The sequence below is a fragment of the Brevinema andersonii genome, from assembly GCF_900112165.1.
Lineage (GTDB): Bacteria > Spirochaetota > Brevinematia > Brevinematales > Brevinemataceae > Brevinema > Brevinema andersonii.
Map to the genome: position 1 here is coordinate 79,268 of NZ_FOKY01000001.1, position 19,074 is coordinate 98,341.

At 36.2% G+C, this 19,074-nt stretch carries 13 protein-coding genes; 4 read left to right on the forward strand and 9 right to left on the reverse strand.

Features of this window, described 5'->3' with window-relative positions; genetic code table 11:
* Window positions 1-66: 66 nt before the first annotated feature.
* Complete coding sequence (locus BM018_RS00420; protein WP_159428101.1) at window positions 67-1,308, forward strand: EAL and HDOD domain-containing protein; 1,242 nt, start codon at window positions 67-69, stop codon at window positions 1,306-1,308.
* A gap of 5 nt (window positions 1,309-1,313) precedes the next feature.
* On the opposite strand, the gene obgE is transcribed toward BM018_RS00420, so the two are convergent.
* The 6 genes from obgE to BM018_RS00450 are packed head-to-tail and all read right to left on the reverse strand — an operon-like array spanning window position 1,314 to window position 11,118.
* Window positions 1,314-2,378: a GTPase ObgE gene (gene obgE / locus BM018_RS00425; protein ID WP_200778541.1), complete on the reverse strand. Its 1,065-nt coding sequence runs from the start codon at window positions 2,376-2,378 to the stop codon at window positions 1,314-1,316.
* Entirely contained in the window at window positions 2,378-2,812 is a 435-nt protein-coding gene (gene dut, locus BM018_RS00430; RefSeq protein WP_092317050.1) for a dUTP diphosphatase, read from the reverse strand. The genes obgE and dut overlap by 1 nt, the downstream gene beginning before the upstream one ends.
* A gap of 1 nt (window position 2,813) precedes the next feature.
* Window positions 2,814-3,548, reverse strand: coding sequence for an ankyrin repeat domain-containing protein (locus BM018_RS00435; protein ID WP_234945082.1), 735 nt, complete (start codon window positions 3,546-3,548; stop codon window positions 2,814-2,816).
* A gap of 56 nt (window positions 3,549-3,604) precedes the next feature.
* Window positions 3,605-6,085 (reverse strand): ATP-dependent DNA helicase, encoded by a 2,481-nt coding sequence (locus BM018_RS00440; protein ID WP_092317056.1) that lies wholly within the window; start codon window positions 6,083-6,085, stop codon window positions 3,605-3,607.
* A gap of 9 nt (window positions 6,086-6,094) precedes the next feature.
* Window positions 6,095-10,312: a DNA translocase FtsK gene (locus BM018_RS00445; protein WP_092317059.1), complete on the reverse strand. Its 4,218-nt coding sequence runs from the start codon at window positions 10,310-10,312 to the stop codon at window positions 6,095-6,097.
* Window positions 10,309-11,118 carry an undecaprenyl-diphosphate phosphatase gene (locus BM018_RS00450; protein WP_092317062.1) on the reverse strand — a complete coding sequence of 270 codons (810 nt, stop codon included), beginning with the start codon at window positions 11,116-11,118 and terminating at the stop codon, window positions 10,309-10,311. Before BM018_RS00450 ends, BM018_RS00445 begins: the two co-directional genes overlap by 4 nt.
* 141 nt (window positions 11,119-11,259) lie before the next feature.
* On the opposite strand from BM018_RS00450, the gene BM018_RS00455 reads away from it, so the two are divergent.
* The 3 genes from BM018_RS00455 to BM018_RS00465 are packed head-to-tail and all read left to right on the forward strand — an operon-like array spanning window position 11,260 to window position 16,343.
* The gene (locus BM018_RS00455) at window positions 11,260-12,174 is read left to right on the forward strand and encodes a DUF2225 domain-containing protein (protein WP_159428103.1); all 915 of its coding nucleotides are present in this window, start codon (window positions 11,260-11,262) and stop codon (window positions 12,172-12,174) included.
* Window positions 12,161-14,074 (forward strand): tetratricopeptide repeat protein, encoded by a 1,914-nt coding sequence (locus tag BM018_RS00460; protein ID WP_092317068.1) that lies wholly within the window; start codon window positions 12,161-12,163, stop codon window positions 14,072-14,074. Before BM018_RS00455 ends, BM018_RS00460 begins: the two co-directional genes overlap by 14 nt.
* 10 nt (window positions 14,075-14,084) lie before the next feature.
* A complete protein-coding gene (locus BM018_RS00465) occupies window positions 14,085-16,343 on the forward strand; it encodes an alpha-hydroxy-acid oxidizing protein (RefSeq protein ID WP_092317071.1) in 2,259 nt (752 codons plus the stop codon).
* A gap of 2 nt (window positions 16,344-16,345) precedes the next feature.
* Here the strand turns inward: BM018_RS00465 and surE are convergent, their stop codons facing one another.
* The 3 genes from surE to dnaN are packed head-to-tail and all read right to left on the reverse strand — an operon-like array spanning window position 16,346 to window position 18,980.
* Entirely contained in the window at window positions 16,346-17,137 is a 792-nt protein-coding gene (gene surE, locus BM018_RS00470) for a 5'/3'-nucleotidase SurE (RefSeq protein ID WP_092317074.1), read from the reverse strand.
* 12 nt (window positions 17,138-17,149) lie between these two features.
* A complete protein-coding gene (locus tag BM018_RS00475; protein ID WP_092317077.1) occupies window positions 17,150-17,857 on the reverse strand; it encodes a transporter associated domain-containing protein in 708 nt (235 codons plus the stop codon).
* Between the two features lie 10 nt (window positions 17,858-17,867).
* Window positions 17,868-18,980 (reverse strand): DNA polymerase III subunit beta, encoded by a 1,113-nt coding sequence (dnaN, locus tag BM018_RS00480; protein WP_092317079.1) that lies wholly within the window; start codon window positions 18,978-18,980, stop codon window positions 17,868-17,870.
* Window positions 18,981-19,074 lie beyond the last annotated feature (94 nt).

Here is a 19,074-nt window from a genome sequence, read left to right on the forward strand (position 1 = left end):
GGAAATTATCTTGAAAAATAACGTATACAAACTTATAATATAGCCAATAATCAAAGAAGGATGTTTATGAAATTACTTTTAGGCCGACAAGCTATACTAGACCGTGAAAAAAATTTAGCTGCATACGAACTACTGTTTCGAAATTTGGACAACACATCAATCTGCTCAGAAACCGAAGCCACAGCATCGGTACTTTCGACAGCACTGAATATGTTTGGCACCGAAAGCATCCTAGGTAACAAAAGAGGCTTTATCAATATCGGTATGGACCTCTTGAGGAAAGATCTTCTCGATATTCTGCCTCCAAAAAAATATGTTATTGAAATACTTGAAACTCAAATACCATCACCCGAGCTGATACAATTGATCCGACATTTGAAGACAAAAGGATATATTTTTGCGCTAGATGATTTTGTAATTAACGACGAAAATTTAATATATTGGCGCCCTGTGCTGCAGGAAGTTCAAATTGTAAAAGTCGATGTTTTGGAAACAACGGAAAAAAATCTCAAAACAAAAACAGAAATTCTTGCTGCTTACAATGTCGCTCTATTAGCTGAAAAAGTAGAAACTACAGAGATATTTGATTTATGCTATGATTTAGGGTTTCATTATTTTCAAGGGTATTTTTTTACAAAGCCAAGTCTTGTCGAAGGAACCGGATTTGATACAAATACTCAAGGAATTATTCAAATAATCAAGCTTTTAAAACAAGACGTTGAAATCGAAGATATTGAGAGAATTTTAAAAAATCATCCAGATTTAATAATATCGCTGTTGAAACTGGTAAACTCAGCAAGTGTGTCTCCTATTCAAGAGATCACCTCCATCAGACAAACGATCGCTTTATTAGGAAAACGAGCTTTATCACAATGGCTACTTCTGATGCTTTACTCCAAAAAGATGTCCGAAAGCCAAACTACAAGTTCAAACCCTTTATTTTTATTAGCTGCGCAGCGTGGGAAAATGATGGAATTAATTATTCGTTCTCATGCAGGCAGCAAAATTTCTCGCACACTGTCTGACGAATCCTTTCTAACAGGACTACTATCACTGAGTGACACTTTACTACATGTTCCTTTGAAAATAATTCTTGAGGAAATCCATGTTTCTAAAGGAATTAGTGACGCTTTGCTGTTTAACAAAGGACATTTAGGAAGCGCTTTAATGATTGTAAAAATGCTGGAACAAAATCAAATAAACAAAATTTATGATTTAATCCGAGATTTTCACATGGACGTAGAATCAATTAATAAGATTTCTGTTGATTCTATGAGTTATTCTCATGAGTTTGCAAAAGCTTTTTAAGAGAATTACAAATCCACCCCCTGTGTAAAATCATCAAAACCATGATCTTGAATAACATCTGTATCCGGCAGAGATTTCCAAAGACTGTAAAGTAATTTTTTCATTTCCTCTAAGCCCTGACCAGTTGCAGCACTAACTGTGAAAACCACGATATCTTGATGTTTTAGTTCATCAATAAAACATAGAATTTCTTCAGAAAATTCAGACATTAAATCAATCTTGTTAAGACATACAGCAAAAGGTCGAGATTCCAATTCTTCCGAATACAAAGATAATTCATGCTGCAATATAGTAAATTTCTGCTGTGGATCATCCGTAATGTCCAACACAAAGAGCAATAATTTTGTTCGCTCAATATGCTTAAGAAACTCAAGGCCTAATCCTTTCCCGGCATGCGCGCCTTGAATCAAGCCAGGAATATCAGCAATTATCAGCCCATCTTCAAAAGAAGATGGAACCATAATACCTAAATTAGGTACCAGGGTAGTAAACTGATAATCAGCAACTTTAGGATGTGCATTGGTTAGACGAGCTATTAAAGATGATTTCCCAGCATTAGGAAAACCGGCAAATCCGATATGGGCAATTAATTTTAATTCCAATCGCAAATATTTTTGTATACTAGGTTTTCCTTTCTGAGCATATTGAGGACTTTGCTTGACAGAACTTTTAAAATGAACATTTCCTTTGCCACCACACCCTCCACGTGCCGCTATATATTTTTGTTGCTCAGACGACAAATCTGCTAAAAATCTACTAGAACCGTCTTCAAGAATTTCATAAATGATAGTTCCTGGAGGAACCTGCAAAATTAAATCATCACCTTTGCGTCCGAATTTTTTTCTTCCCATGCCGTCAGCGCCATTTTTGGCTTTGAACTTCTGACCCTCATGAAAATTTGCTAGAGTATTAAGATTAGAGCTCACTTGAAAGACAACATCACCACCATTACCACCATCACCACCATCGGGACCGCCTTCTGGAATAAATTTTTCACGCCGAAACGACACACAACCATCTCCCCCCTTTCCAGAAGAGACACAAATATTTACTTCATCCTTAAAAATCATTATTTTATTCCTGTGCTGCCAAAACCACCCTCATTGCGATCGGTTGCTGGCAAAGTGTCATTTTCCACAAAACAGCATTGTTGCACTGGAGTTACAACTGCCTGTGCAATGCGCATTTCAGGCTCTACCACAAACACCTGATCAGAAAGGTTATGAAGTAAAATTTTCAATTCCCCACGATAATCGGAGTCGATCGTGCCTGGTCCATTCGGTACTATAATACCTTTAGCAGCTAGCCCACTGCGTGCACGAATTTGCATTTCAAATCCTAGGGGCACAGCAACAGCTAGCCCTGTGGGAATAGCAGCTGTTTGATGAGGCATCAAATGGAATTCACCGTCAAGTAGAGCGTAAAGATCCGCACCTGATGAGCCAGGAGTTTGATACTGAGGCAAAACGGCACGGGGATTGAGTTTTTTTATTGGTAAATTCATACTATTTTCTCCTATAAATTCTCCGGACAAGTAAATAATTTTCTATAACGTCAATAATATCATGATTTCCAGTTTTTTTAGCAAAATCTAAAACATTCTGCTGATAAATATCTTTAGCATCGGGATCAATTTTTAAGCGTATCATCAACCTCACCAATTCCAAATTTTGTGACTCAACCGCATGCATTAAAAGATTCATATTTTCTTTGTCCTGGATATGGATTTTTGCTCCCTGTCTAATCAAAAAATCTACAACTTCTTTATGTCCGTTGATCACAGCCCACATGAGCGGTGTCATACCTTCCTTTGTTTTTATTTCAATATCAGCTCCGCGCTTGACCAAGTACTCAACTAATGAAACATCACCTTCAGAAATAGCATAAAAAATAGGACTAGCTCCCTGACGATTTTTTTTGTTAAGAGGAGCTTTATAGCTCAACAAAAGGTCTATCATCGCGAGATTTCGTTCACCTATCGCAGGAATCAATGCTGTTTCTCCATTTTTGTTTCTGTAGGTTGCTTTGGCTCCATTATGCAATAAAAATTCTGCTATTTCCAAATTATTGATAGATACAGAGTATAACAATGGTGTATAGTGATATTTGTCTTTAAAATTGACTAATGATTTTTTTCTTGATACGCATGCTCGAACTTTCAATATATCACCCGATTTGACAGCAAGCATAAAATCATCGCTGCTATCAGCATAGATAGGAGAAAATATCAAAAAAATCATACAAAAAAGCTTCATAAACCACCTGATTTTATTTTTCATATTATAACTGGTTTAATTCAAAAAGGAAATGAAATACGAAAAAATTTTGCTATATACTGAAGGATTTCTTTGGGAGCCAACGAAAAAGTTTGAGCTGGTTTTGCTGCATTGACAAAATATTTCCCGTAGAATTTTGAAAAAACACGAGCATCTAGCACTAAAAGCACACCTTTATCTGTCTTCGAACGAATCAGTCGACCGATCCCTTGCTTGAAACGCAAAAGTGCCCGCGGAATTGACAATTCCTGAAACGAATTTTTACCTTGAGCTTGAAGAATTTTTGATTTCGCCTTGAACAGAGGATCACTCGGATTATCGAAAGGTAATTTGTCAATGACCAAAAAGCGAAGATGATCTCCTGGCACATCTATGCCTTCCCAAAAGCTTGCAGTTGCAAAAATCACAGTATAATCCTTTGCATGCATAGTTTGAAGTAGTTCTTCCCGGGAAAATTCTTTTTGGCTCATCGGGAAAAGCCCAGCTTGGGAAAAATCAGGAGCTAATTTTTCGTAAGCAAAACCTAACGCTTTGTAAGACGTAAACAAAATCAAAGTACCTCCTCCTACAGCAAGTATTGCTTCTCGAAGCAAATTCAGTTTTTCTGATTCTATTTTTTGCGGAGAGATACCGCTCTCTTCAAATACAAGCATAGCCATTTGATTTTTATAGTCAAAAGGGCTAGGCAAAATAATTGATTCAACAATGCGGTCCTGCACAAAATTCAAACCCACACCTTGAATAAAATAATCAAACTTACCTTCAATAGACAACGTAGCTGACGTAGCAATTGTAAAATCTTTAACTCTGAAAATATGTTTCGCTAGAAAATCGCCAACATCCGCAGACCCTACAGAAAAACGAACAATATTTGAAGACAATTCCATTTGCTTAACATGTGTATTTTCTTCTTCAAGATTGAAAATTTTTTCAAAAGTACGTCTCATTTCCAGCAAGGCATCATTATGAATGGCAGCTACTTTCAAAATTTCGAGAATTCTTTCTTCCACAAACAGTTCTGTCATTTTTTTTATAAGACTTGTCAATAAAACTTCAATACTACGTACACTATCAAACAGATCCTTTAATATAGTTATGGCTTGTTTCCAACCAGGTTTACTGAGAGTGTAAAGATCAAGCTCAACCAAATTAAACTCTAATTCTTTCAAACACTCTCGGAATAAAAGCTCCCGTTGCTTGAGTGTCGATGATAAGTCTACAATCCGCTCTGACACATTATAAAAAAGTTCGCTCAATTCTGGATGAGCATCCAAGCCCGAACGGTCGCGGAGTAAACTAAGCTGACCAAAATTTCTATCAGCATTGCGTCGGAACAAACGCGACAAACGCCATGCAATCCCACCGAAAGAAAATTCATCCGCCATAGCTCGAAGGGCTGCATCTTCAAGATGATGACCCTCATCCAGCACAAGTCCCGAAAAATGAGGAAGAGTTGCAATAAAACCTTGTTCTTCATCGATCGCAGACAGCAACAAAGCATGGTTCCCGATAATAATATGTGATGCCTCAGCTGCCATTCGTGCTTTATAGTAAAAACAAGAACTATAAAACGGACATTCTTTTCTGGGACAATTAGGAGTTGAAGCAGAAATTTCATCCCAAAGGCTGTGAGGAATAGGCTCGGGAAGCGATGATCTTAAGCCATCTGTTGTTTTTTCAAGCCATATCATAATCATCTCAAGATGCAAAGAAATCGCCTCCTGATTGTCGAAAAGTAAACGTGATTTATCTGTATCATGAACCAATTCATCAACCATTTTAGGACAAATGTAATTATTTCGGCCCACAAGCACAGCAAAACGTGGCCTGATTCCTGTTACTTTTTCTACAATAGGAGCAACAAGTTCGACATCTTTTTTAGCAATTTGATTTTGCAAATTAATTGTATGTGTCGTAATAAGGACACGTTTATCAGCTTGGACAGCCCATAAAGTGATAGGAATTAAATAAGACAGCGATTTTCCTGTCCCTGTTCCTGCCTCAGCAAGAAGAATCTGATCATCGTTAATCGCAGAGACAATTTTCCGAACTAGCTGCTCTTGCTCAAAACGTTCTTCATAAGACCCTATTGTTTGCGCTAAAAGCCCCTCTTTTTGGAACAACTTAAGCACTTGATTTTCTTCAAGAAATATACGTGGTTTAGGCTTGTACACAATATTCAATTGTTCACAACTGTTATCAACAATATAAAAACCCAGTTTACGCATAGCCAGCAAAGATGCAATGTGAATATCAGGATTAGATGCACGCAGATCACCAGACGGATGATTATGAATAACCAAATCACCACGCAGCCCCTCAGCAAGAGGTGCCGGCACTGATTCATCATTCCCAAATGCTACTGCCTCGATCTCTGATACAATTCCATAACGATCCACCCAGCCTACAAAAAAAACTTCTGCATCATCATATTGTTGAATAATATGCGCAATTTCATCACGCACAGACTGCCGAATAAATTCTCCTGCCTCTCTGTTCACAAAAATTCCTTAAAAATCGATATAATCGGCAATCTGATCTTTGGAAATAAGCACCTGCCAGCCTTTGCCGGCACTAACAGGCGGCATAACAATATTAAGATCCTTCATAGTTTCGATAAGACGCGATGCCCTATTATAACCCACTCTAAAACGCCTTTGGATAGCAGATGCAGAAATTTCACCGCTATCAACCGCATAACGTAATACTTCTGCAAACAAAGGATCAGTTAATGCATCAGTTTTAGACCCATCTTGGATACTGTCTTTATTAGCAGAAAGTAATTCTTCAAAATCAATCGCATAATTAGGAGGTCCATTCTTTTTGACAGCACTTACAACCGTTTCAACATCATGCCCAGACACATAAGGCGACTGAATGCGCACAGTATCCATATGCTCAGGTGACATAAACAGCATATCGCCACGACCTAACAATGCTTCCGCACCATTTTTATCAAGAATTGTACGCGAATCTATCTTTGAACTCACACGAAACGCAACTCTGCACGGAAAATTCGCTTTTATGACACCTGTAACAACATCCACCGACGGCCGCTGCGTCGCAACTACTAAATGCATACCCACAGCCCGTGCCATTGCTGCAAGACGTGAAATATTTTTCTCTGTATCCTTAGGTGAACGAAGCATTAAATTAGCAAATTCGTCGATAATAATAACAATATAAGGAAGCTTTTCATAACCAGATTCTTCAGCGCCGAACAGAGAACTTTCTACCAAACTTTGATATTCTTTAATATTACGCACACCGTTTTCCGACAAAATTTTATACCGTCGGTCCATTTCATTAACAGCCCATTCTAGAGATGCCATCGCCTCTTCGGGCTTGGTAATAATTGGTGCCAAAAGATGAGGAATGCCGTTATAAAGCTCTAACTCAACCATTTTGGGATCAATCATGATAAATTTTAGATCATCGGCTGACAGCTTGAACAACAGTCCCATAATCAGCGCATTAATATAAACACTCTTACCACTTCCGGTAGTACCTGCAACCAATAAATGTGGTGTTGTTGCAAGGTCACTGACTAACACTTTACCACCTATATCGGTACCTAAAATCAAGGGAAGAGCAGCATCGGACTGCTGAAATTCTGAACTTTCAATAAACTGACGCAGCAAAAATTGTCTTCTGATTTTATTCGGAACTTCAATTCCTATATAACTTCTACCTTCTACGGGACTGATAATTCGAATATTTGATGTACCAGCTTGCAATGCCAGATCATCCTGTAAATTGCGGATCGTACGGAGTTTCAACCCGGGAGGAGGTTCCAATTCAAATCTCGTAATAGCAGGACCACGACTATAATCGACTACTTTCATACGGATATTAAAACTTTCAAAAGTATCTTCAATCATGCGGATCGTTTCCTCAATCTCATCGTCTTCAAGTTCGTGAAAAACAATTTCTAAATTAGGATCTAAATCCTCAACTTTAGGAAAGACAATTTCTATTGGCTTGCCCAGTGAATGATCCACAGGATATTCATCTGTAGCTACCAAATAACTTTGAGTAGTAAATCTAGGTAAAAGTGCCGCTTCATTTTGGTCTAAATCTGATATTTCCGGAATCAAATTAGGAATTTCCTCAACCATCAGGGGGGAATCAGCAGAAACAATAGATTCTTTTTCTTCATCAATATTGAATTTTTCTTCAAGAGAACCTATTTCAACAGATTCTATAACAATAGGCACTATCTCTGATTCATGCAGATCTACATTTTCCCACGGAGATACATGTTTTTCTTTAGAAAATTCATGAGCAACATCCTCTTCTTGGTCTTCTATCGACGATTGTATATCATCAAATAAAATTTCTTCATAAGCAGCTTCATCTTCCGATTCAGTTATATTATCAGCTTCATTGATTTCGATAGGATCATCTTCTAACTCTTGGATTATGTTTTGATCAATATCATCTACTGTTCTGTCAGCATCTTCAGAAATATCTGTATCCATATTATCTATTAGTTCGTTTTCAAATTCCAAAGCTACAGGAGCTGTAGGTTCATAAGTAAAAACTTTCTCCCAATCTCTGGGTGGAGCGCTTGCCGGCAAATCTAAATCCTCATCTTCGAAGGATGATACCGTATTTTCAATGCCTTCTTCAAAATCTGCAGTTTCTTCTTCAGTCTCAATAATATCCTCTTCTTTTATTTCTATTTCCTCAGTATCAACAGTATCCGCTATCTCATCAAGTGTTGGCATGTCGTCAGAAGGCTCTGGCATTATCATTTCATCAAGAAGATCTTTACTAATTTGCACATTTTCAATAGGCTCAGGAACAGTGGTTTCGTTATCGGCAGGAGCATCATCAAACTCTTGATGTGTAAAATTATATTCCGGAATAGAAATAGGAATTTTATCCTGTTCAAGAAAGAAATCATCAAATACAGAAATCGGTATTTCTTGTACTTCAGACTCAGAAACAGATATTTTATCGTTTCCTTTCAACAAACGAATTTCATCTCCTAACTCTTCTACTGCATCATCGTCGAAAATAGAAAAGTTGACATTTGGTTTATGCGTTAGCTGTTCATCAATTTGTTCGGTCAACATATCAAAAATAACCTCACCTTGAATAGGTTGTTGGCTGTGATACAATTCCGCTAATTCCTGCTGTTTCTTGTGCAGTTTTTCGCGAAGTTCTTGCTGATGCTGGAATTTTGCTCGCAATTCCGATTCCAATTGAGAAATTAAATTCTTCTCCTGTTCATCCAGCATGTATAATTGATGATATTGATCCGCTAATTCTTGTTGTTTACGACGGATTTTCTCTTGAAATGCATTTTTCTGTTGTATTTTCTGTTGGTTTCTATGATCCAAATTATTAATCAATTGAGTTTCTGCTTCTGTTAATTCTCGTGATTCACCAGCATTTGAATGGAAAATATCTTGATCTGGAGATTCAAAAATTTCCGGCAGAATTAAACGATAAGGATCAGCAATTTCTTCCGTAGAAGAGTAATTTTGACTAAATTTTTCGCCCTTATAAAAACCATATTCATCTAACAATATTTCTTTTTGCGCAATCAACTTATCAAAAGCAACATCATTATCCGACAAACTTAATGTCTTCATATATTGCACATTGGAAATTAACACATCATTACATGCTTTTGCTGGTGTGTCCACAACATATAATTCATTATCAAGTTCTAATATTCTAGTCTCCGTGCGACGGATATCAGCTTCTTTATTTTTAAGATGCCGCTCCGATTCCTGTTCATACTCAACAGTGTCAATAAACCCTTTATCCAATGATAAACGAATAGTTTTATGTGCTGGCTTGACAAAATCTTCCGTACGATTATAATCATCTGGCAATTGGGGCATATATTTTTGATGTTCTTCATTTCGTTCAACCGCAGGAATTCGAAACACTTTTACATTTTCCAGTTCATCTAAAGAATCAGGTGGCACCGTATATTCTGTATGAATTTCCGGCATATCATCAAGTTCTAAGCGATTTTCTTCTAAAACATCGTAAAAAGGATTGGGCGGGTTTTTATAAGAGTCCGTCAAATCAACATCAACATCTCGCAAAAAAGAGGGCTCTTCTGGGCGTGTAAGACGTTTTTTGTTAAGATAAAAAGTTTGATCTTCTTGATGATGCTCAATCGGCTCTTCAAAAATTTCTACTGGCTGCTTATCAACATAAATCCATTCTTCAGCTTTATCCCATTGTTTTTGTTGATGAGCAGCACGCCTGTATGTCATAAATTTTTTCCATAAAGTATGAGGAAACTTCCATAAAGCTATAACAGAAACAATTAGCATTATCCAAAAAAATGTCTGAAGTATAGTGTCGGGGAAAATTGACTTCAGTGCTTGGTATACCATAGCACCAAAAATTCCTCCCTTAAGATAAGATTCAGAACCATAAATACATGATAAACAAATCGCTGTTAATATAGATAAATATTGTGTAGAAAAAAAATAATTCAGTAAAGTTTTAGGAAAAATTCCAAAAATCAAACGCAAACCTATAATTAAAGAAAACAATACCCATAACCAAGATGCTTGCCCGTAAAATAGAATAAATGCTTCAGCAATTTGAGCACCAACAATACCCAACCAATTCATAGCATGAATGTTTGTAGATGAAGACAAACCAGCTACATCATTGGGGGAAAATGTTGCTAACGCTATAGACAGAATTAAAGAAAAAATAATCAGTGAGTAAGAAATAATAGCCCTTATCATGGAAATCCTTTTAGTATTGCTATTGCAGTGATTGCAACAGTAAAGCAGTAATATGCAAAAAGATAGAATTTTTTAGAGTTAAGGACAGCCATTAAAAACCTTAGTGAAAAAAGTCCGACAAAAAAGGCTGTTACAAAACCAGATGCTAACATTTTCCAAGAAACAGAAAGTTCCTGTTTGGAAGCATGAAAAAGTTCAAAAAACAAAGCACCAAAGATCGGCACAAAAGAGGCAAGAAAAGATAATTTGCCAGCAAATTTTGGAGTGCTTCCAAGAAAAAGTGCTGTAGATATTGTAATACCAGAACGTGAAATGCCAGTCAGTAATCCGAAACTTTGAGCAACACCCACTAAAAATGCATTTTTAAAAGAGAAATTCCTCAACGAAAGGTGTTTATTACGAGCAAATTGGGTGCTCCAAAGAATAACACCTGTTACAATCATCATAAAAGGAGTCCATACGCTAAGATTTTCAATATAAGGACGCAAAACTAAACCTGCCGTAAGTGTGGGTAATGAAACCACAGCAATAAGTCCAACCCACTTCAAAGCATAATGAGATTTCAAAGTATTTTTTTTCAAAAAAAAGTCAACCAGCCCGCGTAGAATAGCCCATATTTCCCTGCGGAAAAAACACAATGCCGCTAATGCAGTGCCCGCATGAAGACACAAAACATAAAGAAAATCAGACTTTTCTTGCCCAAACAGCAAAGAAAACAAATAAAGATGGCCGGAGCTTGATACAGGAAGAAATTCCGTTAACCCCTGTACAACAGATAACAAGATAAAAATTGAAATTTTAGACATAAAATAGGCCACCTTACTGCATAATATATATTATAGCTTATAAGAAAAAATATATCAAAAAATAGAGATATGGTACACAATTTTGAAATAAATAAAAATATAGTTTATAATAAACTATACAGCATACTTAAGGAGTTTTCCGTGAACGAAAAAGTTCAACGCGTTACCTTTTTTTCAAAAAATCTCATTACTTGTCCTGCATGCGGTACAGAATTTCAACGCGAGGAACTACAAACCGGCAGAGGCCGTATCAACGCAGGCGACTTGACTGATGAACTGCGGCGTCTCTACATTCCGACTCAGAAATATGGTACAGTAAATCCTCTTATATATCCTATTGTTGTGTGTCCTGAGTGTTTTTTTGCGGGGTTGCCTAGTGATATGCAGAAAATGACAGAAGTTCAGATTTCCAAAATCAACAAAGACAAAGGTAACCGCTTGAATCTGATTCGGAAAATTTTCGGGGAAACATTGAATTTTAGAGACTACCGTAATGTCATTACGGGATTAGGATCGTATATTCTGGCCTTTATGAATACAATTCACCTGCCTAAGGAATTTTCACCTACTGCACGGCGAGGGTTATATACGCTACGTGCGGCATGGCTTGCAGACGATGTTTATAAAAAAACAAATTTAGACCATTTCAAAAAACTTCGACAAGAAATGTATCGTCAAGCGTTGATTAATTATGAAAATGCTTTAGAACGTCAAATGAAAAATATTGAACCTTTTGACGGATTTGTCTGGATGGGTCCTGATGTAGATACCAATTTCGGTTATGATGGCATACTTTACATCACAGCTATTCTTACACTTAAAAATCTCGACCTCTTTATTAGTTGCGAAGAGCAAATCAACAAAATAGGTCGTGCAAAAATCGTATTGTCGAAAATTTTCGGAATAGGAAAATCAAATAAAGAAAAGCCAAAAGCCCTTGTTTCCCTATCAAAAAATCTCTATATGACCGCTAACAACATCCTGAAAAATTTTTCTGATCAAGGCATAGATATCAGTGCCGCAGAAACCGAAGAGGACCAGCATGAAAATATATAACAAAAGCTTAATATTGTTTTTCGTTATATTTTTAGTATCCTCACAAGTATCCAGTAATACTCATCAAATAGAGCAGCAGATCAAAGAAGCTCTTGATATCGATAATTATGCTGTTGCTGAAACATTGCTAAAAGATTTATTAAAACTTAACCCAGAAAATTCAACAGCATACCTCCTTTCAGCAGAGCTCTACTATAAAACTGGAAATTTCGAAGAAAGCATTTCTAACATTAACCGTGCTTTATATTATGCTCCTCAAAATGTTCAAAACTATATTCTTGCCGGCAATATTTATAGACAATCAGGAAAATATCAAGAAGCAGCAGATGCTTATAACAAGGCACTTGAAATAGATCCAGGAATAGCAGAAACATATTATGAATTTTCTTTGCTGAGATTCCAGGAATTAAAAATCATGGATGCACAGAGATTATTGAATCTATCAGAGAGTTTCAATCCGAAAGCATGGCAGAATAATATTTTAAAAGCTCGACTGGCACAGCATCAATCGAAAAGTAATCTAGCACAGCAGATTTTCTTAGAAACGATTGCCCAGTTTCCCCAAGAAGTTGGAATCTTACATGCACTTGCTGATTACTATATTGACGAAAAAAATTATGCCAAAGCTGTTGCTGTTTTGAAGGAAGCAAATACACGCTTTGGAAAGAGTGTTAAACGAGATATTCAAATTGCAGATTTATTATTTATTAAACAAAAATTTTCGGAAGCTTTAACATATTACCAAAATATCAAAAACGTTTTTAGTAACGTTGCATATCCAATTGCTGCATCTGTTAACTGGAATTTGTATAAGCTGTATCTGATACAAAATGATTCAAATAATGCAGAAATCAGTTTAAAAACAGCATTTGAGCTTTCGCCAGGAAATCAAATGTATCATTCGATATATGCCTTTTTCCTAGCAAAAAAATACCCTCCTAGTCATGAAAACAGAATTTCTCTAACAAAATACTTCGAGCAGACTGCAAAAAAAAATAAGAAAAAGGGATTAAGCAGCTATTATTTGACATTGCTAAAAACCATTATTCTGCTTGATCCGTTCAATGATCAGGCTTATCATGAACTTTTAGAATTTGCCAAGATAAAAAAAAATGAATTCCAAGTGACAGATATTTTAAAACAAATAGCAAAATATTCTACAAACAAAAAAGCGATTACTACGCTTGAAATACGGGATCGATGGGCAAAAACAGGTCGTCTTAATCAGAAAGAACATAAATTATATCAATATAAAATATTATTTTTTATTGACGAAAATCAAGAATATTATGCACAACACTTCTCTGATATACTAGAATTTCTAAACCCTATGTTCCCAAAATTTGAGTTGCAAACTAAAATAAATAAAAATTTTGCTTTAGAAAGCCGCTCATTTTTCAGAACTAATACTAATAATGGCTTAATTATTCACTTATCAAACGATAAGGATAACCATATTAAAGCATTATTTTTTGATAAAAAAGGGTTGTTAGTTAAGAATAGAGAATTTAATTATCATTCGTCGTCATTCACTGAGAACGCACTTCAACTCTTAAAAGCCGTTTCACAATATTTAGTACCTATTGCTTATATCGAAAAAAGATTACCCGATTCGTCCTTCGAAACAGATCTAGGCAGCAGTTACGGTATAACAAATAATCAATTATTATCCGTTTTTGATGAAAATTTTCAGTTAATTACCGAATTGACAGTCTTAGAAACACAACTTTATTCATCCAAAGCTCGGTTAAACAGCACCCCAGCTAATTTGGATTCTGCTGAGATATTGTATACAACTCCCAAGTATTTGGACAAAGAATTTTACATAGATCCCGTACGGTTGTTCATTGGAGAATACAACGATACTTTCCCCCTCAATCCCACACCAAAATACAATTAAGAAGGCTATTATGAAACGAGAAAATAAAAAAATCCTTATTGTGGGGGCAGGTGAATTACAGGTTCCATTAATACAAGCCGCTAAAGAACTTGGACTTTTTGTTGTTGCTAGCGATCAGAATCCTGATGCTCCCGGTTTTGCTTATGCTGATGCAAAAATTATTGCTGATACTATGAATCCTCAAGAAAGTTTGGAAAAAATTATTTCATTTACGGCGCAAAACGGACCTATTCATGGAGTAGCAACAGCAGGAACAGACGCATCATTAGCAGTTGCAACAATTGCTCATCATTTTCATCTTCCAGGTCATAGTATTGAAGCAGCACACAGAGCTAGCAATAAAAAACTAATGCGTGAAGCCTTAGCATCGGCAGGGGTCTCAATTCCAAAATTTCAAATTTTCTCCACACTTAATGAATTAAATCGCTTTTTTAAAGAATTTAATAGCCCTTGTGTTGTTAAACCTATCAATAATATGGGAGCAAGAGGAACATCTTTAGTGAGAAAAGAAGACGAACTCGAAGCTGCTTTTCAGTTAGTGCAAAAATACTCTTCTTCCAATGAATATCTTATAGAAGAATATATCGATGCTCCGGAACTTAGTATTGACTCTCTAGTCTTTAATCATACTGTAACAATCACAGGAATTGCGGATCGAATTATTGAATATGCACCATATTTTGTAGAAACAGGTCATATTCTGCCGTCAAATCTGCCACAAGAATGGATTGACAGAGCATTAATTACGTTCCGAGATGCTATCAAAGCATTAGGATTAAAACACGGAGCAGCCAAAATAGATATAAAAGTTTCTAATGAAAGGACTTGGGTTATTGAAATAGCTGCACGTTTATCTGGCGGATATATGTCTTCACATACATTTCCGGCAGCTACTGGCATTCCGTTACACCGCTATATGGTGATGCTAGCGATGGGCGAACAACTTACATCATTCGGACCGACAAAAAATTTAGTCAGTATCGAACGCGCAATCATCGCCCCACCCGGAAAAATTATCGGCATTTCTGTCCCAGAAAACATTTCACAGCGAGAATTTATCACACACTTTTCGATGCGTGCTAATCCCGGTGATATTTCCGTTTCACCCAAAAATAATTTAGACAAAGCAGGCAGTATCATTGCGACAGCTCCAAGTCGATTACAAGCAATTCATGCAGTGAATAAAGCCATTAAGAGTATAAAATTTACAATAGAACCTGAATACGACTTGCATACATATATTAAAGAATCCGAAGACAAAGCACGCATGCTCTTGAAAGGCACATGTAATGTATGCAGAACATGTGATGGACTTTGGTGCCGTGGGCAGATCCCAGGAGTGGGTGGCGTCGGCACAGGAGAAGGATTCATACAAAGCTACCAACGTTACCGAGAACTTAAATTAGTGCCTACTTACATTCACAACGTCAGAAATGTAGACACATCGATAGAAATGTTCGGACAAAAACACTCTATGCCAGTATTCACAGCTCCTATTGGAGGGGTCTATATCAATTATAACAATGCCTCTACGGAGTTAGAATTTCAAAGGGCACTCATCAAAGGAGCTTATCAAGCAGGTACTATGGGATTCATTGCTGATCCTGCACCATTAAATGTTTTTTCGGTATGTGCGCAGGCTATTTTAGAAAATTTTGGGCATTCTATTCCAATATGCAAACCGCGTACTGATTCAAACCTCATCAGAGAGAGATTTACAGCAGCTTTGGAAGCGGGAGCTTTAGGGATTGGCACGGATATCGATGGTATAGGATTAAAAACATTCATTCTTGCCGGACAAGGCACATGTCCTAAAACTATTGATGAATTAAGAGAAATTTCTCGAGGATATAAGGTTCCTTTTGTCATCAAAGGAATTTTATCTGTTCATGATGCCTTATCTGCTATTGACGCTGGAGCAACACATATCATTGTGTCTTCACACGGAGGCAGAATCAACGAAGCATTTCCGTGTCCTATAGATGTTCTGCCTGCGATAAAAAAAGCTGTTGGAAACCGTGCTGGTATTCTCATAGACGGAGCAATTAGATCTGGTGCTGATGTCGTAAAAGCATTAATTTTAGGTGCTGATGCTGTTCTGATAGGACGTCCAGCAGCTTATCTTGCTATAGGAAATAATGCCCAAGGTGTTCGATCCTATCTTCTTAGTATAAAAAAACAAATCGAAACAACTATGTTATTAATAAACGCATCATCAATACAGGATCTTAAAGATAACCCGAAATTGCTTATAGATATGAAAAACTGAATTTAAATATCCTCTAAAGAAATATCTTCTAAGAAGAACAGTTCTTTTTGGAGGACGGGATCCAATACAACTCCATGATATAGTGCCGTTACAACAATATAGTTTTCATCTAATAAAGAAAGATCATGTTCAGTCGACGCAGTGGGATGGGTAGAACGGCTACTAAAGTTAAGAAAAGATGTTCCTTCTTTTTCAAAAACATTAACTCGGGTATTATAGTCATGTTTGCCAAGTTGGGCGCATTTAATTCCTTTAGCAGAAAGAGTATAAGGAAAATTAACATTAATAATGGAATCTTTATAAGTTAAGATTTTAGGAGGCAATGCTTCAACAATACGACGAAGAATGCGCGCAGAATAAGCAAAAATTTCAGGAGCAGAAGCTTCATCATGATCTAAATCAAGCCTTATGTCTAAAGAAGATGCAATAGCAAATATTCCCTGGAACATAGCTTCCCGTGCAGCCCCAACCGTCCCGGAATAAAAAATATCCTGTGCTGCATTGATCCCAAAATTAATACCTGAAAGCACTAAATCAAATTTCAAATTTCCAAAGAGACCCAAAGTAGCCGCTTTTGCACAATCAGCTGGCGTTCCATCTAACGCAAACCCTTTTGTTGTACCAGTCAACTCAATCAATTCTAAATCGTCCCAAGCATTGATAGCATGACTAAATGCACTCTTATGGCGTAAGGGAGCACACATATAAATATTATGATGAGGAGAAAATTCTTTATAAGCAGTATTAATACCGATAGCATCGTAACCATCGTCATTTGTAAATAAAATATTCATGTTTTCCTCGGTTTAAGTTTTTGTAATCATTAACTCAATCAGCTTTGACCCATTTACTTTGTTAACTTTAATTTTCAAGCTATCATACTCTAAAATTTCATTTTGTTCTGGTACATGTCCGAGCTGATCAATAATAAAACCCGCAATGGTATCACTGTCTTCACTCTGCAACGACGCATTAAAACTCTTATTAAAATCGCTTAGGGGCATACGGGCATCAACAAGAAATTCTCTATTATTAGCCATCTTGGTAGTAAAATCTTTTTCTTCTAGATCAAATTCATCTAAAATATGCCCAAAACATGTTTCTAAAATGTCTTCCATAGTAATTATTCCACGAACCGAACCATATTCATCAACTACAATTGACAATAACATACGCTTTTGAATCATTTCCATAAAAAGCTTATCAAGCTGCTTATTTTCTGAAATGAAAAAAGGGGTCCGTAAAATATTTTTTATATTAAAATTATTTTTTTCAATACCCAACAAATCTTTTGCATGAAGAATACCAACAATATTATCAATACCATCTTGATAAACAGGATAGCGAGAAAATCCATTACTTTTTATCGCATCTAAGATCAAATCGTAAGAATCTTCTAATTCAAACATTTTAACAGTGGAAATAGGAATAAAAATATCCTCTGCTTGCAGTTGCGAAAGTGCAACAAAAAATGCTTCTTTTACATTATTCTGTCTACAACTACTATCATCCATAGTATAATCCTTATACTTTCATTGGCATTGTAATGTATTCATAATCACTTTCACCGGAAGGCATAAGAAGAATCGGACTATTAGGAGAATTCATAGAAATCAAAACTTTTTTGCCTTGAAGTACCCGTAAAAAATCAGTTAATGCTTTATGATTAACAGCAACTGAGGTTGGTTCACCACTATATTCTATTCCAAGAGTATCAAAACCTTCTCCTTGCACTGTCGAACTCGACACTGTAAGCATATTATTATCAACATCCAGTTTGATACGGCCTGATTCATTGTCAGACATAATAGCAACTCGTGACAAACATAAAGATAATTCACTAGCACCAACAACCAACGTTGATGCGCTTTGATCAGGAATAACATCTCTATAATTTGGAAATTTACCTTCTACTAAATTAGTGAAAATATAAACATTATCTATTTTAAAATATGCCTGACCTTCTTTAACAGAAAATAAAACATCGCCATACCCTAAAGCATCACTGACTGTTTTCATAATACGCTGAGGGACAATAATATCAAGAATGATTTCACCATTCTTTTCCTCGATAGGTTTTGTAATAACAGCTAAACGTTTACCATCTGTCGCAACAAATGAAAGCAGTCCATCGGCGCTTTCTTTAACAAACGTGCCAGTAAAAGCAATTTGAGACATATCGTTTGAAACCGCAAACTCTGTACAGGTAATAAGTTCACGCAATGTACTTTGATTCAGTTTGAGATACGACTCCCAATTGAACTCTTTAAATACCGGATAGGTATCCGCCGAAACACCATGCAGCCTAAATGTAGGCGATGTTTTTCCTTCAGGCCTTATAATAACTTCAAGTTGACCTTCTTGATGTTCAATTTCTATACGATCACCCGGAATATTCCGTATAATTTCAAGCAGCTTTTTCGATAATACACTGATTTTACCAGCTTCTTGAACATCAACATTCGTTTCTATTTTTACGCCGTGATCGCCATTATAGCTGAATAGCATCATTTGACCATCATTATGCACTTCTATATATACATTCAATAAAATACTTAATGGAGTGCGAGGATTAATGATAGAATCAGCTGTTATTAAAACTTTGAGAAATTCATCCTTGTTAATACTAAATTTCATAGACAGCTCCAAACTCTTAAGAGTAATTTTAAAAATAATACACGCTTTTTCTTAAAAAATCAATAGTTTTTCTATATTTTTATAAAATAAAGCT